Consider the following 23,226-nt stretch of genomic DNA (forward strand, 5'->3'; position numbering starts at 1 on the left):
AAATCAAAAAAGGAGGTGAACGTCGTGACACGAATCATTTTAGTAGGTGCGGGTCATGCACATTTAGAATGTATTAAACAAGGCAGTCATCCGGATGTCAACTGGATCGTCATTAATCCTTCACGCTATCAATATTATTCCGGGATGTTCTCGGGGTTGGCGGACGGGACCTATACGCTCGATGAGACCCGGGTCGATGTCAAAGCGTTGTGTGAGCGCCACGGGAAGACGTGGATCGAGGACCGGGTTATTCGAATTGACGCGGCGAATAAACAGGTGGTATGCCAGTCCGGACAAATCCTGTCGTATGACATCGTATCGTGTAACATCGGTTCGCGCGACTGGGAGATTGCCGGTGCACCGCGTGTGACGATAAAACCGAATTACCGGATTGATCAAGCGCTCGAGGTGTTTAGGAATGCCGTTTCCCCTGTCATCGTCGGCAGTGGCGCAGCCGCAGTCGAGATGGCGGCGTCTTTTCGGTCCGCCGGCAGTCCGGTGACGCTGATTCACGAGGAACCGTTGCTCGCGGGTCATCCGGCTGGTCCAAAAATTGCGAAACGGCTCGATCAACTGGGGGTCAAACGAATCGTCGATCGGTTTGACACGCTGGAAGGTCAAACGGCATGGTTACAATCCGGTCAGTCGCTCGAGACGGATGCCCTGTTATTTTTAGGCGGTGCCCGTGCGAGCAATCTGTTTCAAGAATCGGATTTGTACTGTGACGCGCGTGGTTTCCTACTCGTTCATGAGACGTTGCAGGCACTGGAGGATCCGTCAATCTTTGCCGTCGGTGACTGTGCGACGCTGACCGCGTATCCGGACACACCGAAAAACGGGGTGACGGCCGTTCGTCAGGCACCGGTTTTATTGACAAACCTGCTTCGGTTCGTGAATCAAGAGCGTCTGGTGACGTTTCGGCCACAACGGCGTTATTTGACGATCCTGGCCCTCGGCGGTAAACAGGCGACATTGCTGTACGGGCGGCACCATCAGACCAACCATCTCAGCTGGTGCCTCAAACAATGGATTGACTGCCGGTTTATCCGCAACTATACGAATTAATCCACCAATCACGGATGTCCGTGATTGGTTTTTTTGTCTGTGTTGACGCCTTGTTCAAAAAAATAACCATTTTTATACAGGTCTGATATGGTAATATGATGGATATGAAAAACAGAGGAGGAATTGTCATTAAAAAAGGCTTACTGATGGCGTCTCTTGTCTCCAGTCTTATTTTGACCGGCTGCGGACAAGAACGGTTGCTTCAACTGGAACCGGTCCCTGCCTATTGGACGGCGCATGCATTTGCTTCCGGTGAATACATAGAAGATGAGGTTAACGTGGAACAAAAGAAACAATTGTTGCGGACGTGTATGGAGGAAAAAACGGTTCCCCTTCCGAAGTCATACCGGACATTAGAGACATTCGGCATGTTTTTTTCATTGAATGATTTAGAGTTTCAACCGACTCCGATCGAGGTGGTCTATCTTGCACAAGGTCAGCAGCTGTATGTCTCCTGTCGTTCGTCCAAAACACATGAATTACGTGTCCACCGGGTGAAAGCGGCGGATCATCCATGGGTCCGCTTAACAAAGGGGCCGGACCGCGTCCCGATGAAAGCGCCCGCTCTCATTCCGCTGACGAAGGAACAACAGCACCGGCATGTCTCCGCTAATCGGGACACGACGGCAGAAAATGAATTTGCGCGTGACTTGAAGCCGTTTTACGGTCTTCAAATGCCTGTTTCAGGACAATTGTTGTTTGTCATGACCGAATCCGGCAAAGAACATATCATTCGAAATATTCCGATGTCGTCCCTTCACCAACAAGCGGAGTTTTACCTGGTGAGCCGCCGACATGCCGACGGCTCGACATCCCGTTCGTTGACCTTTTCACGCTACGATTGGGAAATCATGGACCGGCAAATCATGACGGCATACAAATCTGATCTGATCCGCATGAAGCAATATCCTTTGCCGAAAACCTTACCAGTGAATCAAACGATTCCGTTCGTGACGCTCCAGATAAAAGGAGAGCAACAGATGGTAGAAGAAAAGACACTCTCGATACGTTATCAGCCGGTCTATCGTCCGGTCAAGGAATACCAAATCGAAGATGAGCCGACACAGGGGATGACGGCCTACTTCCATCCGACGATGACATCGTTTGAAAAAGCGAAACGGTCCGAGATGGTCACCCTGCAAAATCAGCTGTCCCGAGCGATTGCCAAAGAGTTGAAAGCTGTCACACCGGAAGAACCGCAAGGAGCAAATACACCGTTCTCGTATATGACGTTGCTTGAAGACGGCAACACTCAAACCTTTAAAGTCTACGTTAAAAAACGCGCCAACAAGACGGATCTTTACTTGCAAGAGCAGCGGACGAAAAAAAGTGCCAAGCTGTCCGGTGATGTGGCGCGGCAAGTCATTGAACAGTTAGAAGAACAGTGATGCTGAGCGGCTTCCCGCTCCACTAGTAATGATAGGACCACTCAAAAACCCCATCTGCTTCTCCCGGAGGAAAAGCAGATGGGGTTACGTGTCTTTTACAGTTAGACCGTTTGGCTTGATTTGACGTATGAAACCAGTGTTTCCGTGAATTTTTCACGTTCGTCGAGGAACATCCCGTGTCCGCTCTCTTCGAATACTTCGAGACGTGAACCCGAGATGTTTTCGTGCATGACTTCCGCGAATTCAAACGGGCAGACTTGGTCTTTTTTACCGTGCATGATGAGCGTGTCCACCGTAATCTTCGGCAGACCGTCGCGTAAATCTTCATCACGTAAGGCAATCGCCGATTGGATCGTTCCGTGAGACGAAGCGACGACACTCAAGTTATGGAACCATTGTTGAAGCGGCTCCGGATGTTCTTTCGCAAAGAAGATTTCCCCAAATCCTTTCAGCATCGACGGGCGATCTTGTTTCGTGTCCTCGATCAATGCATCGACTTCGTCTTTTGTCATCCCGTACGGGTAACCGTCGCGTTGTGTGAAGACCGGTGCTGCCGCTCCTGCGAGAACCAGTTTCGAGACTTTTGACTCGCCGTGGTTCAAGAGATACTTCAAGGCGATGCCGCCGCCCATGGAGAAGCCGAGCAAGGTGACGTTCGTCAACTGCAATTGTTCGATGACTTGGTTGATGTCGGAAGCCATCGTTGTGTAATCATATCCGCTGGCTGGTGCGTCTGATTTTCCGTAGCCCCGGTAATCAACGCCGATATAGCGGTATCCTTCTTCAAGAAGGCGGTTTTTCTGATACTCGAACATATTATTGTTTGCTGGCCATCCGTGTAATAGAACAACCGGTTGTCCTGATCCGATATCTTCTACATAAATCTTCGTTCCATCGACTGCTTGAATAAATGTACCCATTTCTGAAAAACCCCCATTGAATTAATAGTGTTGTTTTCGTGCACAATTAGAAGATACCCCATTGATGCAGAAAACTAACATCTTAATATTAAAAGATTTTCAATTTTGAATTTTACTGGAAATAAAATGAGACATACATGGTAAAATATTGTTAAAAGAATGAAGAGGTGAGGATCATCAAAAGACAGGTACTCAGCATCAGTCTTGTCAGCAGTCTGTTCCTGACAGGATGCGGATCAGAACGCTTATTGCAGCTAAAACCATTACCGGATTATTGGGAAGCCATCAATTTTTCGAACGGTTCCTTTGAACCGGTGCCGAAAAAACAATCTGCCCGATTGCTTCAAACGTGCCAAGATACAAAAAATGTCGTGAAGATGCCCAAACAATACCGGACACTCGATACATATGGACTCTATTTTTCCCTGCAAAACATCGGGACCTACACAAGTCCGATTGAACTGCAGTATATCGCGCAAGGGAATCAGTTTTATCTGACCTGCCGTTCACAGAAGACATTCCGCCTGTCGGCTCACCCGATTAAACAAGCGGATCATCCGTGGCTGAAGCAAACATCCGGTCAAGACCGTACACCGATTACAGCGCCGACCTTAAAAGTTCAAACATCCGATAAGGCAACGAAGCGTAAACAAGAAGTTGTGGACGTCTCGAATCAAGTTCAGCGTGTATCGGTAGAGCTCCCGTCAAAGGGTCAACTGTTGTTCATCGAGGAAGAGGACGGGCAAAAGGAGACAATTTTCGGCCTGCCGGCTTCCTTTACCTACTCAGAGTTTGAACTGTCGCTTGAAAAGACGACGGATGGTTTGCCGTCGACGACCTTTACCCTGCAGTTCAAGGGGGATCAGTATCTCAATCAACGTGATGTTTTAAGGAATCTCGGCAAACGACCGGTCAAGCTGACCTATCACCCCTTGCCGGACACCTTGCCGGCAGACAAGACAATCCCGTATCTGACATTTCGTTCAACAGACGCAGAACAACCAGTCACAAAAACGATTTCCCTTCGTTACGAGACCGACGTCAAAGATATTCCGATCCATGGATTTAACGGCATCGGAGAGGACAATAAAAAAATTCAGGGCTTCCTTCATCCGAACGATACGGCGTTACGTGAAGCCGACTTCCGCCAGTTGTCCTTGTTGTCTGACAAACTGGCCAAACAAGTGGCGGACGAATTAAAAGAGGTCACGCTCGAAACACCTCAAGGCAACCGGGCAGATGTCCGCTACTTGACATTGATTCAAAGCGGTAAGCTCCAGACGTTTGACGTATACCTCAAAGCGCGGGCAAATAAAACAGATGTCTACCTGAAAGACATCCGAACGAAAAAAGCAGCCAAACTGTCCGGCGAAGTTGCAGCCAATCTCCTGACCGAAGTGGAGGAATGATGATGCGTCAACTGATTCCTGTAGTGATTGGAGCCGTCTTGTTAAGCGGATGTAGTCCGGACGCAAAACCAATCGAGTACACTTACTTACCGGAAGTCTACGACACGTTGAACCTGACAGACCTCAAGGAGGATGATCCGATGCTTGGTGTCCTCATCAAACAGGTGTGTGCGACAAAACGGATCGCTCCCCCGAAGGATTATGTAGTCGGCAAACAATATTTCGTTAATCTCGTCAGCCAGTTTCCGGAATCGATGGGTGAGCAAGCCGTCTATTTAAAAACGAAACAGGATCGCTTCTTGTATTGCCACGATTATGTGTCAAAACCGGGGTATCACAAGTTAACTCCAGAACAGGATCGATTTCCATCAAGTAAACTGTTAAAACCTGAAAAAGACATCACGTTTCAACCATTGTCTTCTGATTTTAAAAAAAGTATCAGTTCCTTCCGCAATTCACTGATGACGTCTGCGAGACAATTATCCTTACCGACCACCGGTTATCTCGTCGCACGGGCAACGAATGAACAAACCAAACAGACGGTCGTCACGAACATCATGGAGCTGACACCGTTTGTCGGGACCGTCCCGATTTTCCTCGAATCGAATATCCAAATGCGAGAACCGTTTGAAGTCCAGTTGAATCTGCTGGGTCAACAACGGTATCAAGCCACGTTCCATTCATCCAAGGAGCGAAGTACGATTGACTTCGAGGAGGCGCCACATGCAGACGGCACTTACGGTACGGTCACGGTCAAAGAAAAAACCGGAAAGGCGACCCGCTACAAGCTGACGGTTAAGCGGGAACAACAACTCCCCTCTGGTCTGGACATACCGCCGGACGATCTTTACGATGCGGACTATTCCTTACCGCGTTTCGCCATTTTCCATGACCGACCATTCGGAAAGCTGAAATTTGAAACCGACGGAGGTCTCAATCAAGCAGATCCCTTCCCGCTCGAGGGTTATATCGAGACATCACTCGAAGAATCAAAACAGTTGGTCCGGTTGATTGAGGACAGTGAAGAGACGGAGCGGAAAGGACGATTGGCCGAGCGGCAGTATTTGACGTTACTGAACAAGGGGAAGGCGCAACAGTTTAAGATTTATCTCGACCGGCGAGTCAAGAAAACCGATGTCTATCTCGAAGATGTTCACCGGAAGATCAGTTTTAAGCTGTCTGCTGCCGGACGTGACTTGTTACTGGAGACCTATCACATCAAATGACTTAAAACACCAGATGTTCCACAGCATAAATGACCCCGCAAAACAAAATGAAGGCGATGCCTTCGTGCAACCACTCTTTGCGGGTCAGCCGTTCCTGTAAAAAGGACGCACAGGCAATCAGCAATGCAAAAAAGTACAGATAGACAAACGCGCCGGACAAGAAAAAACCGATGATGAAAATCATGCCGAACAAGACCGTTAAACTCGAAACGATTCCTTTTCGTGTCGCCATCTTCCGCCACCCCGTATCGGTTAGTTTTTCATCTTTACCCGGTTTAAGATGATCCCATTCCATGATGAAAAAAGCGAGACCCTCTTCCGGAAAATTTCCGAAGAATGGTCTCGCTTTTTCGATTCAGGCATGCGTGTGGTCGGCGACGACGGCATATTCCGTGACGGCGTTTGACAGAACCAGCGGCTTGACTTCCGATGTCCCCTCGTCCCGTTTTTTATGAACCCCTTTATACGCCTGACTGGCTTGCCAGGCATGGAAGTGCTCCTGTTTCTCCCACGTCGTCATAATCGTGACGACATCGTGTTCCTCTTGACTGAGGTCGACCAATACCTGCATCCGGACGAACCCTTCCATCTGTTCAATCCCTTTTGTTGTCTGAAAACGTGCCGCGACTTGATCGGCTTTCCCGTTTTGCACCCGTAATTGATTCATCACAATCCACATCATAACGTCCCCCTTTTTCACGATTGCTTTCAGTATAACGGATCGGCCAGTTCTCCTCCCACCCGGACGTCTTTAATCGAGCGTATTCGACAAGCGGCGTACTTGTTCGTGCCCATCCGCATCGACGGCATGGATGTCAAAAAACAACGACCGCGGAAAAGCTTCCGGCAACGGTTGAATCGTATGGAAATGATCTTTCCGGTTGATGTCAAATGTCCGCTTGATGCCTGTGAGCGGCAACGTCTGCTCCCGTTCACCGCTTGACGTAACTTTATACGGATCAAACGTTAATTGCTGCATCGTCTGTGACGGATTTTCACCATAGGCGACAAGATACCGTTTTTGATCCGCTTCCAGCAACCGTCCCTCAAACCAGTCGGCCGGTTGCGGTGCTTGACGGATCAGATGGACGACACGATAGGTCGAATCCGTTTGTTTTAAAACAAGTAAAAACTGCACTTTTGCCGTCTTGACGAAGGCGATCGTGTGCCTGTCACCGAGCGGTTCGATCCAGTAAACTTGTTTGGTTGAGAACGGAATCGTTTCCGGTTGCTGCTTCATGACGTCGACCAGCGTTTGAGGGGTCACACCGTAAGCGTCGGGCTGCGCCGTCTGTTTCAATGGTGAGATCAGCAAACCGACGAGACAGGTGATGGCGAAGAATAACCCAATTCGTTGTTTCATGCCGAACCGGAAGACGGAACAAAGTGTTTGACGAGTGTGTACTGCGCAGAACCCGGTGGATAGTCGGGAATCACACCGGTCGTCTCGTATCCGTGTTTTTGATAAAAGGCGTAGGCCTGAAAAGAAAAGGTCGTTACAAGCACCCGTTTAACCCCTGATTGACGGGCCAGCTGTTCAATCCGGTGCAACAGTTGGCTGCCGAGACCTTGTGCGCGTAAGTTGTCCGGGAGATAAAGAAACTCCACCTCGAGCCACCCCCAATAGATTTCGCCGTAAATACCTCCGACGATCTGCTCGTCATCAAGTACCATCACATGAACGGGACGAACCCCAGTACGGCGTTTTTCGGCATGGTGCGGAGAATGTTCGTCATTGTACGTGCGGATTTTTTCTTGAAGAAATGCTTTGTAGGGACCGGATTCTTCCGTCCCTTCCTGAATGGTCAGCATCCGCGTCTCCCCCCTTCTCATTTTCCGATTGAAAAGCCATCAAAGTAACGGCCGCCGTGTTGTTCCAGCCAGCGTTCGACGAGCCGGATGACGGCTTGTTTTTGATCGAGTCGGAAATAGTCTTCAAATGCAGTCGTCAGCTGATCCGCTTCAGACGGATCGACGGCCGCGAGGCTCCGGATCAGCCATTTCCCTTGTCCGGTCCAGTGACCATGTGCCCGCAGATAAAACTGCGTTGCTTGTTCCAGTAAACGGGCCGCAATCCCGAGTCCTTCCGTCCGGTCTGTTACGCCGATGAAGTCATCCAGTAAATCCGTCAGAAAATAACGGGCCAAATTGGCTTCATTAGCTGAAAATACCGGTGGACCAGCCAGCAGCTCTGTCTCTGCCTGATGTTTCAGTGTCGTCAGGACAGGATGATCCCGAAGGATTGTCCCTTCCGCCATCATCCGTTGCATCGACGGGCGTCCCCGTTTTTTGTCCTGCTGAAAGAAGGCCAGCACCGTCGTACTGGAATGGATAAAGGCTTCGACGGGATAACCGTCCGCGATAAACGATTCCCGGTACGAGGACGGGACCGTCTCATCGATGATGACAAGATCCAAATCCGATGTGGCGGTAGCTTGACCGCGGACAAAACTGCCGGCGAGCACTGCCGCGTCACAGTTCGGATAACGCGTCGCGATGACGGCGCGTGCCGCCAAGAGCGCTTCTTGCAACCGGTCACTCATGGGTTTGATCCAACAGCATCGTGTGATCCGAAGCGAAGACCGCCAGTTCGTCCCCCGGCACAGCAACGATTGAGACGAGTCCTTCCTGCGGTAACTTCATGTCGATCGTCCATGATTCGTAATAAGTGTCAGAACCGTTGATGACGAGTGTTTTACCGGAGCTGAACGTCAGGAACAGGTGCGGTGCGGCCTTGCCGATACGGACGGCGATGATGCGTTCAGTATGTAATCTTACAATCAGTTGCAACATCTCTTCTTTTGGCATATGTCGGACAACCCAGTCCTTCGTCGATTCGACGTCACCGTAATACAGACGGTCGGTTTCAATCCGGATGGAGATGTCGGGAATCGTCGCATCATATAGATTAATCAATTCGATGCTTGTGAAGCCTGTCAAGTGGACAGTGGCAATTTGCGTTCCTGTTAAGTAGGTCGAGACAAGCTTACGGGCCAGTTGATGATCTTCTTTATTCATAATTACACCTCTTTATAAAATATTCGATAGTTGAAATAAATAGAAAGATATACTTTCGGTACTTTTACTCTCTCAATTTACCACATATTAGCAAAGGGCGGGAGAGGGCAACAAAAAACAGATGCCCGCCACGCGGGCGTCATCTGTTTAGTCGTGCTTAGTTGGCTTTTTTTAAGATGTTGAGTAGCCACTTCTGAAGATCCTTGCCACCTTCGTAAAACGAACAATCACGGAGTTCGATCGTATGTCCACCCGCTTGGATCAGCTCGTTAAACGTATTTCCGAGATCACGGTTCTCCCATTGACGCTCATCATTGAGGTACTTGAAACCGAAGTTGCACTCGACGTTGAAGATGATATGGAACGGTTCCTTAAACGACTGGACGGCACGGATCATCTCGAGAAGAATCATCCGCTTCGGTGTTGATTTTTTGAACGTATCGATGACGGTTGTCCGTCGTCCGTGAAATTCGACGACGCGGACGGCGCGTCCTTCATCCGCTTTGAAATCATAACTCGTCCGAATCGAGACGATGATTTCGCGTTGATCTTGTTGTTGCATCGTATACCACTGCCTTTCTCTCGTTTGAGTATACCACCACCCTCCCCCCGCCTTGAAGTGTTATTTCACAATCCGTCCCAAGAACGATTGAAACCTCCTATTATTTGTCTTATAATGAAAAATATGCTGAAAGGAGCCCGATTGTGAAACCGTTATTTTCCATTATCCTGACGATTTGTTTAATTTTTACGGGCTGTTACTGTACGCTTGACGAGCAGACGGACGGACCCCATTTCAAATCGCGTGCTCGGACGATCTCGAAGTACCATACGTTTGACATCGAATTTTCAAAAGGCTTGCGACCGGACCAAGTTTCAAACCGGACCGTCACGATCACGGATTCGACCGGTGAACGGATGCAGACGGAGCTTGAAATCATCGACGGCAAGGAATTGCGGATCAAACCGCCCCGCTCCGGTTACCAAAAAGGCCGCCGGTACATCATACATATCCGGGATTCGATCGACGCACGTAAACAAGTAAAAAGCAATACGATAAAAGAACGGACCTTCACTGTTGATCGTTAAACAGGAAGCTCCGTTCTTTTTTAGTCGGCGCGTTTTGGAAAAATCGTATAACTGACGGCAATCAGTCCGTCGACCAGAAGGACAAGGAACCAGATCTGAACCGTTTGCAGCAAGGCTTCAGTCTGTTTGAAATCGGCAATCCAAAAGATCATCCCGGCCAACAACACACTTCCAATGATGAATGCCGTCAGGTGGCGGACAAACCCTTCGCGCTCCCGCTGCGCCTTGGAGCGGACGTCGCGGACGACGTCTTTACGGAGAATGAACCGTTGGTAAGTCTGATCCGCCCACGCAATCAGCGATTTACCGAAGGCGAGTGAGACGCCAATATAGATGGCGGCGACACCATGGGCCCATGTCGCTTCCGTCCCTTGCCTTAAGTCGTAAACGGTCAAAACAAGCAAGACAAGATCGATGACCGGCGACATCGCCATCAGGCGCAGTCCGAGTCGTTGTTTCCGCCAGCCATAGCGGACGATCAGTCCGGCAAGGATGAAGACCCAAAACATGATTTCACACACGATGATGCCCCATGCAATTCCGTTCATATTGATTCCTCCTTTTTTAATACGGGTGTATTATAAAAATACCACATCCCACTACGGTTGCCTATCGTTTTAATACATTTGTATCAAAAAAATGGTATACTGACGTCATGCCAAAACAAGTCGATCACGAAAAAAGACGACGCCAAATCGCAGAAGCGACCTGGCGTCTCATATCAACTGAAGGAATTGAACAAGCGACCGTCCGTAAGATTGCCCAGGAAGCCGGTTTATCGCTTGGTGCGTTACGGCATTACTTTGCAACTCAAGACGAGTTGCTCCGTTTTTCGATGGAACTCGTCTCGGAACGGGCGCAACAACGGATTACCACCATCTTCGAACAAGGAGGTCCGCCGAAGCAAGTCTTGCTCGATGTTTTACTGGAAGTGTTGCCGTACAAAGAAGAATACCAGCTCGAAATGAGCGTGTGGTTCCAATTCATGATGGCGGCCTATCGTTCTAAAACCGATACCGGCACGGATGATATTTTCCGGATGTGCCTCGTCCTGCTCGAACGGTTGCCGGCAGGTACGTTGCGGGACGGAATCGATGTCCGGCTTGAAGCCGAGCGGTTGGCGGCATTGATCGATGGTCTGGCGTTTCATGCCTTATTCCGACCGGAACGGTTGACGAAAGACCGCTTGAAGACGATTCTTGTCCACCACCTGAACACCATTTTCCAGTCATGACGACACCCCGCCGCCCTCCTCTCAGGAGTGGACGACGGGGTGTTGTTTGTGTAAGCGGCGTTCTGCCAGGTGAAGCGATCCGGAACGCATCAGACCAAAACCGATGAAGGCGAGCCAAACACCGTGATTGCCGATCCAGTTGATGGACAGCAGCAGCACGGCGAACGTGATGAATCCTTGAATCATCGAGTTCCGGACCGGTTTCGCTTGGGCGCGTCCGGCGAACACCCCTTCATACAGCATCGCAAACCCACCGGTCAGCGGGAACAGGAGAATCCAGCCGTAGTAGGCACCGGCGACAATCAAAAGTTCCGGGTCAGCCGAAAACAAGCGGAGAAAAGGTTGCTGGAACAGAAACAACAGGAGCATGATGAGGACAATCGACGCCAAACCAAACTGCCGGGTCAGCCGGACACTTTGTTGATAGCCCGCTTCATCGTTGCGTCCGCGCGCTCGTCCGACAAGAATCGTCGAAGCACTACCGAGCCCGCCAAACTAGTACGCGATGACATACTGCATTTGCAACAGGATCGCATTAGCCGCCAGAATGTCCGGTCCAAACGACGCTCCGGTCCGGGTGAACCAGCCGGTGACGAGCAAAAGAAAAATCGTTCGGATGAACAAGTCGGCGTTGACGCTAAAAAACTGCCGGTAGTCCTGAAGGCGGAATAACAGGTGCCGGTACGTCGGTTTCCAAATCAGTTGCCGGACAATAAAGGATAAGGCCAAGAACACGGTACAGACTTCGGCGATCAGTGTCGCAGCGGCGACGCCGGCAACACCGTAATCAAGACCGACCACGAAGATGACGTCCAGCACAATGTTGATGATATTACTCACGATTTGAATCATCAGAGCCTGTTTCACCTGCCCCTGTCCAATCAGCCAACCGAGTACCGCATAACCGATCAAGACGAACGGCGCACCGTAAATCCGGTAATCGATGTATGTGTTGACGTCCGACAATAACGAGGCGGGTGCGGCTAACAGGTATAATCCGGCAGATGCCAAAGGGGCGCGGCAGACAATCAAGATCAGACCGATTACCAGTCCCAGCAGGACCGGGCGGTATAAAGCAAACTGCAACGAGGTCTCATCGTGGTGGACACTCGCTTGGGCACTGAAACCGGTCGTGCTGACTTTCAAGAATCCGAACAGCCAGTAAATCGTATTAAAGAAGACGGCGCCAAGCGCGATGCCGCCGATTGCCGCGGCATCTCCCGTCTGACCGATCACGATCGTATCCGTGACGCTAAGCAACGGTGTCAGGATACTCGACAAGATCAACGGATAGGCTAGCACCCCATACTGCCGGGCCGTCACCGGTGCCGTCACCACGCTGCCGCCTCAATGAACGCCTTGGTGTAATCGGGGCGGCTCGGATTCCGTTGCTCCATCGTATCGAACTAATCGGTGATCCGACCATCCTGCAGCACCAGAATTTCGTCGCACAGGGCCATCACACAGTCGAGCTGATGGGAAATGAAGACGTAAGACATCTGCAAGGACTGTTTTAAGTCCTGCAACAAATCGATCATCTCACGCAAGGCGAGCACATCGAGTCCGGTCGTCGGTTCATCCAGAACGATGACTGCGGGCTCGATCGAAATCGCCCGGGCGATCGCCATCCGCTGCAATTGACCGCCGCTAAGTGCCGCTGGCAGTCGATCGAGCAGGGAGTCGTCCAGCCCAACAGCGGCCAGCAATTCGGCTGTCAGACGCTCTTCCGATTCATTTGAGAAATGGTTCAAGTCCGGTTGATGCAGACGATACGGTTCAAGCAGCGAGCGGCGCATCGTCCAATCCGGATTAAAGGAGCCGTGTGGATGTTGAAAAACGGCTTGAATATGCCGGCGTCGGGACCGCTGCGATCGGGTTGAGAACGGTTGTCCGAGCAACAGGACTTGTCCGTCGTCCTGCGCCTGCAGTTGCAATAACACCCGGGCTAACGTCGATTTCCCGCTCCCGCTTTCGCCGATGATGCCGAGGGATCGACCGGCGGAGAGCGCAAACGTGACATCGGTCAGGACGGGTTGATTCCGGTAACGGACCGAGACATGCTCGACCGTCAATAATACGGACATCTTCATGCCTCCTCTTATAAGTGCCTGTTAGTATACAAAGCCTGGGTATAGGGATGCCGGCTCGCGTGAATCGTCTCCGGAGTGACGGCATCGATGATGGTTCCCTCTTTCATGATATACAACGTATCCGCATAATGTAAGGCATGGGTCAGTTCGTGGGTGACGAATAGGACCGTCGCCGCCGTTTGTTGTTGGTAATTGCGGAGCCAGTCCAATAGTTGCCGGGTCGCGACCGGATCGAGGGCCGTCGTCAGTTCATCGGCTAAAATGAGGCGAGGTTTCAGGAAAACAGCAAGGATGATCGCCATGCGTTGGAGTTGTCCGCCGCTGAGTTGATGCGGCAGACGGTCCAGTAAGTCGATGTCGAGACGGAATGAGCACAGTAACGATTCCGTCTGTTCTTTATCGTAGGCGACATGATGTGCCCGGCACAGATCGCGCATCGTTTCCTTGATTGTCAAAAACGGGACAAAGGATTGCTGGTAGTGTTGCGGAATGTAGCCGATCTCCCGTCCCCGCACCCAGTCCTCCCCTTCTGCAAACGTCACCGTTCCACCGACCGACAGCGTTTCCGGTACCAATCCGAGCAAGTGTTTCAGCAGGAGGGTTTTGCCGCTTCCGCTCGCACCGATCAGACAGATGAATTGATTGGCCGGAAAATCGACGGTGATGGCATGCAACAACGGCTTAGTCGGTGCCGTGACCGTCACGTGATGCAGTTGAATCATGTTCATACTCCTTTCTTTGCCGTCTGCTGTTGCAGACGGCGGTTCCACCACATCGAAGCACTGACCGTCAGGACGATACATAATCCGGGCCAGATCATGAATCGGGGCGCCGCCTGAAAATACGGACGGGCTTCATTTAACATCGCTCCCCATTCGGGTACGGGAGGCTGGACACCCAAGCCGATGTAGGAGAAGGCGGACAAAAATAAGATGATTTTCCCGATGTCGACACTCATCAACACACGGACTTGCCGCAGGACGGTCCATAACAGATGGCGCCGGACGATCATCGCATCCGATAATCCGTTGACCCGTGCCATCCAAATGTACTCGGATTGTTTCGTCGACGAGACGATTGTTTCCGTGAGCCGGGCATAGGACACCCATTTGATCAATAAGATGGCCAGGACAAGACTGTTGATTCCGGCACCTAACAAACCCGCCAAGACGAGAGCGAGCACCGTATCCGGGAAGATGATCAGACTTTCTTCGATCCGGTGAATGATCCGTTTCAACAGACCGCCGTAATAACCGGCGAACAATCCGAGAACCGTTCCGACGGTTGCCGTCAACAACACGGTCACCCCACTGAACAAAAAAGAAATCACTCCCGCCAGAATCAAGCGGGCCAGAAAGTCACGTCCCAGGGCATCCGTCCCGAGCCAATGCTGCATCGAGCTCGATGCGAGGCGTTGCGTGACGTCCGTCGTGTAAGGCGAGTGGGTGCCGAGATAGATCAGCAGAATCCCGATCCACACGCTGAAGATGAACCAAAGCAGCCGCTTTTCATCTCATGCCACCTCCCCGCCAATCGGGACGCAGATGTTGCGTCACCAGTCGCATGATCACGTTCAGCGCCACGATGATGGCCGTCGTCAGCAGGATATACCCTTGAATCAGCGGATAATCCCGTTGCAAGACGGCGTCGACCATCAATTTCCCGACGCCCGGATAGGCGAACAGGACTTCGAGCACGACGACGCCACCGGCCAGGCTGCCGAGCGATAAGGTAAAGACGGCGAGGACCGGAGGCAGACTCCCGCGAAAGGCGTATTTCCAAAAAATCGTCTGTTCGGAGAGCCCGCGGGCACGGGCAATCTGAATGTACTCTTTTGCGAGTTCCGTCTGTAAATTAACCCGTAACAGCTGGATGTAGATACTGGCTAACGCCAAACTGAGCGAGACAGCCGGCAAGACGATGGATAATACCCCGTCCCGCCCCATGACGGGTAACCACGGCAGACGGATGGCAAACCAATCGGTCAAGACGAGTCCGATCCAAAAGCTCGGGACAGCCGCACCGATCAGGGACACACCGTCAGCAGTCAGTCGGACGACGTGTCGGTTGGAACAGGCACTCCATGTTCCGAGCGGTACGGCGAGAAGCAGGGCAAGCACCAAGCCGCTTCCGGCGATTTCAAAGGTTGCCCGGTAACTTTCTCCCAACATCAATAAAACCGGCCGTCCGGTCATGAACGATTCCCCGAGATCGAGTCGACCGACCCGGCTCAGCCAGTCGATGTACTGGGCCAGCAACGGTTCGTGAAAACCGAGTTCCCGGCGGACCGTCTCGATTTGTTCCGGTGACGCACTTAATTCGTCGATATTGAGCAACGTCAAGACCGGATCCCCCGGTAAGAAGCGTAAAAGCGCAAAACTGCCGAAGGTCATGAAAAACAGAAAAAACAGGGCTTCCCCTGTTTGACGGACGAAGAGACGTCCCATCTTACCGTACCTCGAGCTGATTCGTGATCATGTAGTATTCGCTTTTTTCCGTTTTCCAGCCTTTGACGTGAGTTTTGTCGTAGGCGACGAGCGTCGACGGATGGAGTAAAAAGCTGTTCAATTGCTTGGCATCAACCTCGCGGGCAATCTGTTCAGCGAGGACATTTCGTTCTGTAGGCTTGACGGTTCGCTTCAGACGATCAAGCTGTCGTGTCAGTGACGGATCGTTGACACCACTAAAGTTCAATCCCCCCTGCGGATGATACGTCGCATGCAAGTAATACCCGGCATCTCCCCGCGGTGCCGTTAAATTGCTGTAGGTCGCAAGATCCCAGTCCCGGTGACTGCCCATGTATTCTTCCGGCACGTCAATCTGTTTGATCTTGATCGTTACTCCGATTTTCTTCGCGTCATCCTGCAAAACTTGGGCAATCAACGGTAAATCCGGTCGTGCCGAGTAGGTCAGCAACGTCAACGTCAACGGTTGACCGTTTTTTTGCATTTGACCGTCCTGTAACGTATAGCCCGCCTGCTTTAAGTAAGAGACAGCCGTCCGTTGTGTCTGTTTTTCGTATGTCGGTGCAAACGGAAACGACTGGATGAACGGACCGGTCGCGACCGTCGCATATCCTTGCAGGACGTGATCGACCAACTCGTCCCGGTCAACTAACGCATCGATGGCTTGGCGAACGGGTAACGACTGCATCGGTCCGTTCGAGACGTTCATCGTCAGTTGATGGACACGGAACGTCTCCACCGCCTCGACCGTCAGTCCTTTGTTCTTCAGCTGATCGACGGATTCGACTTCCGGTCGATAGACGACATCGGCTTGTCCGGACTGCAACGCCATCGTTCGTGCCCCGGCGTCCTCGTTGAATAAAAAATCAACGCTCTCCAGTTTGGCCCGCTCACCCCAGTATCCGTCAAACCGTGTCAAATCAACTTTTGTCCCGGGAGAGAAGTTGCTGACGGCAAACGGACCGGTGCCAACGGGTTGTGTATCAATCCGTTTCGCATCGATATCAATGATGGCCGTGTTCGGATTGACCAGTTCCGAGATGAACTCGGGATAAACCGTCTGGGTCTCGATCAGCAGATCCGCGCCGTCGACGGTGATGGATTTGATATTTAGAGCGTTTTTGACGCCCGCATTCTCACGGATTGACCGCTCCAGTGAAGCTTTGACGGCGGCAGCATCAAGCGGCTCCCCGTTTTGAAATTGGATGTCTTCTTGTAAAACGATACGCCAAACGGTCTGACTCTCATTCGTCCAGCTTTTGGCAAGCCACGGCTCGACCGTCAGCTTGTCGTCGTCCAGACGAACCAAGGTCTCCGTCACGCCTGCCCGTAACGGGACGTAACTGCTGTCACGATGCGGATCGAGGGATAACGTCGCGAAATTATAGACGAACGTCAAGTGCTGATCTTTCGGGGAATCGGTTGCCGGACTGCATCCACTGAGTAATGCCGTACCGATGGCGACGGTCACGAACGTCTGTCGTGACCACTTTTTATATGTAAACATTTGTGTTTCACCTCTATTTCGGAATAATTACGTTTTACATCATATCGTAATCATTCCGATTTAACAACACTCTTTTAACCATGAACAAAAAATCCCTTTCAGATCTTCCTGTTAAAAAAGATACGTGAAAGGGATTATTAATTGTATACTGTTCATTTTACAAGACGCGGACAAAGTCCTTGGCTTGCCGTTCAAGTTGTTTGGCGGACTCGGCCAACAGGTCAAATTCGTTGACGGTCTGTTCAAGTTGTCCGCTGCTCGTCTTGACCTTGGACGAAATCCGCTCGATGCTCGTCGAAACGGCTTCAATCCGTTTGACGATGCCTTCGATGTTCTCTTTCACCTCTCCAATCGACTGGGAGACCTTATTCGACAAATTCCTGACTTCGGTTGCGACGACGTTAAATCCACGTCCGTGTTCACCCGCCCGTGCCGCTTCGATGGCAGCATTCAAGGCAAGGAGGTTCGTCTGGGCGGCGATTTCCCGAATCGTCTTGACGATGTCGGTGATCGAATCGGCTTCCGCCTGGAGCTGCACGAGATTTGCCAAATTTTCGGTTGATTCCGCTTCGACTTGCTGGACGGTCGCGAGGACATTTAAGCCGTCTTGGCGGCCGCTTTCTGACTTAATGGTCAAGAAAGCTGAGGTTTCATTTAATTCCTGAGCCATCCGCAACACGTCCTGTTGCCGGACCGTGATGTCGGTGGCGATTTTTGACACACCGACGACACGCCGCCCGTCGTCGGAGAAGATTGGCATATAAGTCGCTTCGAGCCACTTATGTTGTCCATCGGCAGCCTTTCGTTCGATTTTATCTTGATAGGTGATGCCTTGCATCAACTTCCGCCAAAACATCTCATATGCCGGACTGCCTGTGTATTCGGGGAAACAGAGATCACGATGGTACTTACCGATTAACTCGTTGACTTCGTATCCCATCGTTCGGGCAAACAGCTCGTTGACATAGGCGACTTTGCGCCGGTCATCAAAACGAATGATGGCTAAGTTTTGTTCGATGGCACGAACGACTTGTGTATCCGTGACTTGAGTTGCTTGATCTTGCATCGACATACCTGTCCCTCCCTAAAGTTCGACTCGCTTGTCAGCAATAATGCTTACACTGTCTTATTATCCCTTGTATTGTCTAATTCCTTCCATTTTAAACTGTAATCCAGTAAATAATTTATTAGTATTCAGAGATTTTGTAAGGCCTCTCGGGTCATGGCATCGTAAGGCTTCATTAAAAAAGGTCCCCTGCAAGGGAACCTGAGGACAATTCTTTAATAAGCGCTCCAACCGCCGTCGGCAACGACAATCGCTCCATTGACGAAGCTGCTTTCTTCCGACACGAGGAACAGTGCCAGCTTGGCAATTTCTTCGGGTTGGGCTGTTCGTGGATTTAAGCCCATCCCGAGCATCGTCCGTCCCATTCCGAAGTCGTTGATGTTGGTCATCGATTGCCCGATGTTCGTCTCGACCGCTCCCGGCGCAATCCCGTTACAACGGATTCCTTCGTTTGCATAGAGATAGGCCGTGTTTTTGGTCAATCCGACGACGGCATGTTTCGATGGCGATTGCCGTTCCGCCGTTTTTCGTGATCGCTTCAGCGACTTCTTGTGCCCCCGCGTAATGAATGTCCGAAACGACGACATGTGCTCCTTCTGCTGCAAACAACTCCGCCATGGCTTTTCCCATTCCGGAAGCGGCTCCGGTGACGATAATGACTTTTCCCGATACACGCATGATTCCTCATCCTTTCCGATTGGATTCACCCTTTCCTTCTTCTTTTCCCGTTTTTGGTTTGAAAAGTCATGTTGCTTCACGCAATTCGACGAATATTCCCTCGGCTGAACAAAAAAAAACCAGAAACCCATGACCGGGTTTCTGGTAATACGTCTTGGTTTATTTTAATTCACGGCTTGTTTTTTCTTCTGCCTGTTCGTTTTTACTTTTCGCATCAAACTCGGCCCGCGTCATGACGTCTTCGACGTGCATATTGACTTCGACGACTTCAAGACCTGTCATATCACCAATCGCTTTTTTGATTTTAGTGACGGTTTCCTGGAAGATGGACGGGATGTTTTTGCCGTATTCGACGATGACACGGAGGTCAAGCGCCACTTGCCGCTCGCCGACTTCAGCGCCGACTCCTTTTGTGATGTCTTCTGTGCTGCGGAGACGATCTGTCAAACCGCTCATGAATCCACCACTCATCGATAAGATGCCCTGTACTTCGTTTGAAGCAATCCCGGCGATTTTTTTGATGACCTGATCTTCGAACGTCAATTTGTTTGTACGTACCTCTTCATTTTGTCCAGTCGTGTTTAATGATTCGTTTGCCATTTGAAATCTCTCCTTTTGAATAAAGTGTAAGTGTATTTATATGAATCAGTCCCGGTTAAAGAACTGAATCCATCCTTCAATATCGAGTGCTCCGTCGCGCCATTTCCCAATCAGAAAACCGATGGCGGTAAACACAAGGAGCAACAGCGTTGGTCCGAACCCGATCGTCAGGAACAGAACCGCAATCACGAGTCCAACAAGACCGCCGATTAAGCGAAACCGATACGGATAGAGTTGTTCTTTCGTACTCATGTTCATTCCCTCCTTTAGACGACACGTTCTGACGTTTTGGTTTTGGTATCACTGATTTTGACTTTTGTACTCGTTACCGGCAGTTCAAGCAGGGATTCAACGGCATGTTTTGCCCGCTCTTGAATCTCTTTGCCGATCGTTGGTAATCCTTCTTGACCAAAGACCGAGCAGTCCACCGTTAAGGCAACCGTCTCTTTTTTCGAGTGAATATCGGCCCGGACGCTTGGGGTTCTTACACCATTGAGTCCCCGAATCGATTCGAGTGCGGTCCGTTCAATCGTCTCTTTCGAAATCGTGATGTTGCCGTCTCCTGTCCGGATCAACAACCGTTGACCTTTCGAGCGGCTGAGTAATCCCGTGAATAAGAGAATGACGAATACGAAAGCTAAAAATCCACCAATCGAGAGAACCGTGTAGCTGTACCATTGTTGATCTTGCCATTGTTCGAGTAACGGGCTGAGGCGAGGAACGTCATAAACGCCGAGTACGAGCAGGGCGACGCTCACTAACCCAAGTAGACCGATGAGAACGAGTAAAAAACGATTGAACCCATTCATCTTCATCTCTCCTTTTAGGTTGTAAATTTCTTTCACACAAGACTTTCGCTAGCTGAAATATTATGTGTATGATGTGTTTATTCCCGTTCACTAGACCTCAAAACATTTATTTCCGCATTTTAATAAAGTTCTATTATTCTGAAAATTTAGCATTGAGTTCACGCTAATCCAGTGTTTAATCTACTATATTTGATAAAAAAAGCTCCTTTCATCTGAAATAGAGGAAGGAACTTTCATAAACCTTAATACTTTAAGTTGACTATCATATTCAAAAATAACTGTCAATATCATTTTACTTCGACAATGAACGCGACGTTTCCATCACCTTGCTTCCACCACCCGTAGATATGGTAGATGTAGCGACCTGGTTTGTTCGGTACGGTCAATCGTTCGTTTTTCAGTTGAACCGTTTTGTTTGTTCCGTCTTCCAGCCAGCGTTCGCTTTTGATACGTTCAGGCGACGGACCGTCGTTAAAGGCGACCTCGATCGTTGCTCCCGGTTCGACGACCGTCGGTGTATGTTTTGCCGTCATTTCAAGCGGTGTTGAATAAACGGTATCGGCACATTGACTGATGAAGAGACCGTTCCAACAATAGGATCCACTCGTCACCTCGATGTCTTTCCGTTGAACGGACACGTCCGGTTCCGGTGGTGAAACACGAAACGGTTCAAAAAATAAAATCAAGCCCACTATCACTAAAAGACCGATCCACAATCCTTTTCGCATCTTTTTTAGTCCTTTCCGACCCCGAACTGTTCGTCAGAGGTTTGCTTGTATCGAAAACAGGTTAATACTTTTAGGGTTGAGTCAAAAAATATGTAGGAGGTTTTTTTCATGGTTGAAAACAAAGTCGTCATCATTACAGGTGCATCAAGCGGAATCGGGGAAGCTACGGCTAAGTTACTGGCGAAACAAGGAGCACGTCTTGTCCTCGCAGCACGCCGGGAAGATCGACTGCAAACATTACAAAAAGAAATTGAAGAGCTCGGTGGAAAAGCCGTTTACCAAGTGACCGATGTAACGGATTCGGCACAAGTCGAAGAACTTGCCAAACTGGCACAAGACACATTTGGTTCGGTTGACGTTCTCGTCAACAATGCCGGTTTAATGCCGTTGTCGAAGTTGAATAAAAACAAACAGGACGAGTGGAACACGATGGTGGACGTCAACATCAAAGGTGTCTTGTACGGAATCGGTGCCGTCTTGCCGTATATGCGTAAGCAACAACGCGGACATATCATCAACATCTCGTCGATTGCCGGACACGACGTCATGCCGTCAAGCGCCGTCTACAGCGGGACAAAATTTGCCGTCCGTGCGATTACGGAAGGTCTCAGAAAAGAAGAATCGGTCGAAAACAACATTCGGGCGACAATCATCTCACCTGGAGCCGTCGATACGGAATTGAAGGATCACATCACCGATGAAGAGATCAAACAAGGGATTGGCGACTTAAAAGCAATGGATGCGGATGCGATTGCTCGTGCCATCGCCTACGCCGTCAATGAGCCGGACGATGTTGCGGTCAACGAAATCTTGATTCGTCCGACAGCGCAACAATAAGTCGCACAAAAACACCGTCTCCGGTCTGGAGCCGGTGTTTTTTCGTTTAGTCGAGCAACTGCTCCGCAATCAACTGATAGGATCGGAGCCGTTTTTGTTGGTCAAAGGCGTTGTTGATCAACAAAAACTGATCGGTTTGATACCGGATTGCCAGTTGCCGCAATTCCGTCGCCACCTGCTCCGGTGTCCCGACGATCGTTCGCCGGCGGTCATGCTCAATCCGTTGTTGTTGTTCCGCGTTCCACCGTTTCGTGTCCGTCGTCATAAAGGACGGGACGATCGAATGACCAAGACGGATTCCTTGTATCCAGGCATCCTGTGTCCGCGCCAATCGTTCCGCCTCTTGTTCCGTCTCGGCACAGATGACGAAGACGCAGACGATGACGTTTGGTTGACGCCCGTCGACGGCGACGAATTCGGCGCGGTAAGTCTGTAACGTTTCTTCCCAGCGGTCGGGATTGATGAAGTGACCAAAGACGAGACCGTGTCCCCGTTCGGCGGCAAGCTTCGCACTGCGCGGAGACAACCCGAGAACGGAGAGCGGAAGCTCATCTGTGATACGGGGCGTCGTCTTGACGATCCGGTACGGATGGCGCGACGACAAGGAATCCGTCAAAAAGCCGTTGACTTCGTCAAGCAGCCTCGGAAATGCGGCTGCCTCGTTGTCCGCTCCGTCCGTCAATGCGCGCCGTGTCCGTTCACTGCCACCCGGTGAATTGCCGATCCCCAGCTCAATCCGGTTCGGATAAAAGGCGGCTAACGTCGAAAACGTCTCGGCGATTTTTAACGGACGGTATTGCGGCAGTAAAACACCACCGGATCCGAGTTTGATCCGTGACGTCACGGCCCCCATCCGGGCGATGAACAGTTCCGGAGCCGCGCTCAGCAGACCATTGGTATTATGGTGTTCGGCAAACCAGTAGCGTTCATAGCCGAGGCGTTCCGCCTCGATGACCAATTGTTGCGTCATTTCCATCGTCTGTTCAATCGTATCACCTTCATGTAACGGGACTTGATCTAAAATTCCTAAGCGCATCTGATCGCCTCCTCACACCTTAGTGTAAGCCGTCGCCACGCTGAATTCAAAAAGGAGGTCT

The 23,226-nt window shown here is 50.6% G+C and carries 28 protein-coding genes and 2 pseudogenes; 7 read left to right on the forward strand and 23 right to left on the reverse strand.

Annotated features, from left to right (window positions below; translation table 11 throughout):
• Positions 1 to 24 precede the first annotated feature (24 nt).
• Entirely contained in the window at positions 25 to 1,065 is a 1,041-nt protein-coding gene (locus P397_RS0108565; RefSeq protein WP_028106195.1) for an NAD(P)/FAD-dependent oxidoreductase, read from the forward strand.
• Positions 1,066 to 1,211: 146 nt separating this feature from the next.
• Positions 1,212 to 2,453 carry a hypothetical protein gene (locus tag P397_RS0108570; protein ID WP_028106196.1) on the forward strand — a complete coding sequence of 414 codons (1,242 nt, stop codon included), beginning with the start codon at positions 1,212 to 1,214 and terminating at the stop codon, positions 2,451 to 2,453.
• A gap of 101 nt (positions 2,454 to 2,554) precedes the next feature.
• On the opposite strand, the gene P397_RS0108575 is transcribed toward P397_RS0108570, so the two are convergent.
• Positions 2,555 to 3,373, reverse strand: a complete 819-nt coding sequence (locus P397_RS0108575; RefSeq protein ID WP_028106197.1) for an alpha/beta fold hydrolase — start codon at positions 3,371 to 3,373, stop codon at positions 2,555 to 2,557.
• A gap of 167 nt (positions 3,374 to 3,540) precedes the next feature.
• Here P397_RS0108575 and P397_RS0108580 point away from each other — a divergent pair, with 167 nt between their 5' ends.
• Positions 3,541 to 4,782: a hypothetical protein gene (locus P397_RS0108580; RefSeq protein ID WP_235183961.1), complete on the forward strand. Its 1,242-nt coding sequence runs from the start codon at positions 3,541 to 3,543 to the stop codon at positions 4,780 to 4,782.
• Positions 4,783 to 4,784: 2 nt separating this feature from the next.
• Positions 4,785 to 6,008, forward strand: a complete 1,224-nt coding sequence (locus P397_RS0108585; protein ID WP_028106199.1) for a hypothetical protein — start codon at positions 4,785 to 4,787, stop codon at positions 6,006 to 6,008.
• Between the two features lies 1 nt (position 6,009).
• Here the strand turns inward: P397_RS0108585 and P397_RS0108590 are convergent, their stop codons facing one another.
• From P397_RS0108590 to P397_RS0108620, 7 genes are all read right to left on the reverse strand, one after another.
• Positions 6,010 to 6,240 (reverse strand): hypothetical protein, encoded by a 231-nt coding sequence (locus P397_RS0108590; RefSeq protein WP_028106200.1) that lies wholly within the window; start codon positions 6,238 to 6,240, stop codon positions 6,010 to 6,012.
• A gap of 123 nt (positions 6,241 to 6,363) precedes the next feature.
• Positions 6,364 to 6,687, reverse strand: a complete 324-nt coding sequence (locus P397_RS0108595; protein WP_028106201.1) for an antibiotic biosynthesis monooxygenase — start codon at positions 6,685 to 6,687, stop codon at positions 6,364 to 6,366.
• 72 nt (positions 6,688 to 6,759) lie between these two features.
• Complete coding sequence (locus tag P397_RS0108600) at positions 6,760 to 7,371, reverse strand: hypothetical protein (protein WP_028106202.1); 612 nt, start codon at positions 7,369 to 7,371, stop codon at positions 6,760 to 6,762.
• Positions 7,368 to 7,820, reverse strand: coding sequence for a GNAT family N-acetyltransferase (locus P397_RS0108605; protein WP_028106203.1), 453 nt, complete (start codon positions 7,818 to 7,820; stop codon positions 7,368 to 7,370). The genes P397_RS0108600 and P397_RS0108605 overlap by 4 nt, the downstream gene beginning before the upstream one ends.
• Before the next feature lie 17 nt (positions 7,821 to 7,837).
• Entirely contained in the window at positions 7,838 to 8,551 is a 714-nt protein-coding gene (locus tag P397_RS0108610) for a nucleotidyltransferase domain-containing protein (protein ID WP_028106204.1), read from the reverse strand.
• Positions 8,544 to 9,026 carry a hypothetical protein gene (locus tag P397_RS0108615; RefSeq protein WP_026832896.1) on the reverse strand — a complete coding sequence of 161 codons (483 nt, stop codon included), beginning with the start codon at positions 9,024 to 9,026 and terminating at the stop codon, positions 8,544 to 8,546. Before P397_RS0108615 ends, P397_RS0108610 begins: the two co-directional genes overlap by 8 nt.
• Before the next feature lie 157 nt (positions 9,027 to 9,183).
• Positions 9,184 to 9,588 (reverse strand): hypothetical protein, encoded by a 405-nt coding sequence (locus P397_RS0108620; protein WP_026832897.1) that lies wholly within the window; start codon positions 9,586 to 9,588, stop codon positions 9,184 to 9,186.
• Positions 9,589 to 9,731: 143 nt separating this feature from the next.
• On the opposite strand from P397_RS0108620, the gene P397_RS0108625 reads away from it, so the two are divergent.
• Positions 9,732 to 10,115 carry a hypothetical protein gene (locus P397_RS0108625; protein ID WP_026832898.1) on the forward strand — a complete coding sequence of 128 codons (384 nt, stop codon included), beginning with the start codon at positions 9,732 to 9,734 and terminating at the stop codon, positions 10,113 to 10,115.
• Positions 10,116 to 10,135: 20 nt separating this feature from the next.
• Here the strand turns inward: P397_RS0108625 and P397_RS0108630 are convergent, their stop codons facing one another.
• Positions 10,136 to 10,663 (reverse strand): hypothetical protein, encoded by a 528-nt coding sequence (locus tag P397_RS0108630; protein WP_028106205.1) that lies wholly within the window; start codon positions 10,661 to 10,663, stop codon positions 10,136 to 10,138.
• A 107-nt stretch (positions 10,664 to 10,770) separates the two neighbouring features.
• On the opposite strand from P397_RS0108630, the gene P397_RS0108635 reads away from it, so the two are divergent.
• Positions 10,771 to 11,349, forward strand: coding sequence for a TetR/AcrR family transcriptional regulator (locus P397_RS0108635; RefSeq protein WP_028106206.1), 579 nt, complete (start codon positions 10,771 to 10,773; stop codon positions 11,347 to 11,349).
• Positions 11,350 to 11,370: 21 nt separating this feature from the next.
• Here P397_RS0108635 and P397_RS17575 read toward each other — a convergent pair.
• From P397_RS17575 to P397_RS0108695, 13 genes and pseudogenes are all read right to left on the reverse strand, one after another.
• Positions 11,371 to 11,826, reverse strand: a pseudogene (locus P397_RS17575) (MATE family efflux transporter); the annotation flags it as partial.
• Between the two features lie 18 nt (positions 11,827 to 11,844).
• Positions 11,845 to 12,687 carry an MATE family efflux transporter gene (locus P397_RS17580; protein WP_081776960.1) on the reverse strand — a complete coding sequence of 281 codons (843 nt, stop codon included), beginning with the start codon at positions 12,685 to 12,687 and terminating at the stop codon, positions 11,845 to 11,847.
• Positions 12,688 to 12,755: 68 nt separating this feature from the next.
• Positions 12,756 to 13,433 carry an ABC transporter ATP-binding protein gene (locus P397_RS0108645; RefSeq protein ID WP_028106207.1) on the reverse strand — a complete coding sequence of 226 codons (678 nt, stop codon included), beginning with the start codon at positions 13,431 to 13,433 and terminating at the stop codon, positions 12,756 to 12,758.
• Between the two features lie 14 nt (positions 13,434 to 13,447).
• Positions 13,448 to 14,161 (reverse strand): ATP-binding cassette domain-containing protein, encoded by a 714-nt coding sequence (locus P397_RS0108650; protein WP_028106208.1) that lies wholly within the window; start codon positions 14,159 to 14,161, stop codon positions 13,448 to 13,450.
• Between the two features lie 2 nt (positions 14,162 to 14,163).
• Complete coding sequence (locus P397_RS0108655; protein ID WP_051523928.1) at positions 14,164 to 14,919, reverse strand: ABC transporter permease; 756 nt, start codon at positions 14,917 to 14,919, stop codon at positions 14,164 to 14,166.
• A 28-nt stretch (positions 14,920 to 14,947) separates the two neighbouring features.
• Positions 14,948 to 15,886 carry an ABC transporter permease gene (locus P397_RS0108660; RefSeq protein ID WP_028106210.1) on the reverse strand — a complete coding sequence of 313 codons (939 nt, stop codon included), beginning with the start codon at positions 15,884 to 15,886 and terminating at the stop codon, positions 14,948 to 14,950.
• A gap of 1 nt (position 15,887) precedes the next feature.
• The gene (gene nikA, locus P397_RS0108665) at positions 15,888 to 17,411 is read right to left on the reverse strand and encodes a nickel ABC transporter substrate-binding protein (protein WP_035414122.1); all 1,524 of its coding nucleotides are present in this window, start codon (positions 17,409 to 17,411) and stop codon (positions 15,888 to 15,890) included.
• Positions 17,412 to 17,568: 157 nt separating this feature from the next.
• A complete protein-coding gene (locus P397_RS0108670) occupies positions 17,569 to 18,483 on the reverse strand; it encodes a methyl-accepting chemotaxis protein (protein ID WP_235183962.1) in 915 nt (304 codons plus the stop codon).
• 209 nt (positions 18,484 to 18,692) lie between these two features.
• Positions 18,693 to 19,155: pseudogene (locus P397_RS17210) on the reverse strand (SDR family oxidoreductase).
• 159 nt (positions 19,156 to 19,314) lie between these two features.
• Positions 19,315 to 19,755 carry an Asp23/Gls24 family envelope stress response protein gene (locus P397_RS0108680; RefSeq protein ID WP_028106212.1) on the reverse strand — a complete coding sequence of 147 codons (441 nt, stop codon included), beginning with the start codon at positions 19,753 to 19,755 and terminating at the stop codon, positions 19,315 to 19,317.
• Positions 19,756 to 19,800: 45 nt separating this feature from the next.
• Positions 19,801 to 20,007: a DUF2273 domain-containing protein gene (locus tag P397_RS0108685; RefSeq protein WP_026832910.1), complete on the reverse strand. Its 207-nt coding sequence runs from the start codon at positions 20,005 to 20,007 to the stop codon at positions 19,801 to 19,803.
• Positions 20,008 to 20,021: 14 nt separating this feature from the next.
• On the reverse strand, positions 20,022 to 20,564 hold the full coding sequence (amaP, locus tag P397_RS0108690) for an alkaline shock response membrane anchor protein AmaP (protein WP_028106213.1): 543 nt from the start codon (positions 20,562 to 20,564) through the stop codon (positions 20,022 to 20,024).
• A 287-nt stretch (positions 20,565 to 20,851) separates the two neighbouring features.
• Positions 20,852 to 21,292 carry a hypothetical protein gene (locus P397_RS0108695; protein ID WP_028106214.1) on the reverse strand — a complete coding sequence of 147 codons (441 nt, stop codon included), beginning with the start codon at positions 21,290 to 21,292 and terminating at the stop codon, positions 20,852 to 20,854.
• Between the two features lie 108 nt (positions 21,293 to 21,400).
• Between P397_RS0108695 and P397_RS0108700 the strand changes: the two genes are divergently transcribed.
• A complete protein-coding gene (locus tag P397_RS0108700) occupies positions 21,401 to 22,129 on the forward strand; it encodes an SDR family oxidoreductase (protein ID WP_026832913.1) in 729 nt (242 codons plus the stop codon).
• Positions 22,130 to 22,175: 46 nt separating this feature from the next.
• Here the strand turns inward: P397_RS0108700 and P397_RS0108705 are convergent, their stop codons facing one another.
• Positions 22,176 to 23,165 (reverse strand): LLM class flavin-dependent oxidoreductase, encoded by a 990-nt coding sequence (locus P397_RS0108705; RefSeq protein ID WP_028106215.1) that lies wholly within the window; start codon positions 23,163 to 23,165, stop codon positions 22,176 to 22,178.
• Positions 23,166 to 23,226: the final 61 nt, after the last annotated feature.

The organism is Exiguobacterium undae DSM 14481, from assembly GCF_000620805.1.
GTDB classification, from domain to species: domain Bacteria; phylum Bacillota; class Bacilli; order Exiguobacteriales; family Exiguobacteriaceae; genus Exiguobacterium_A; species Exiguobacterium_A undae.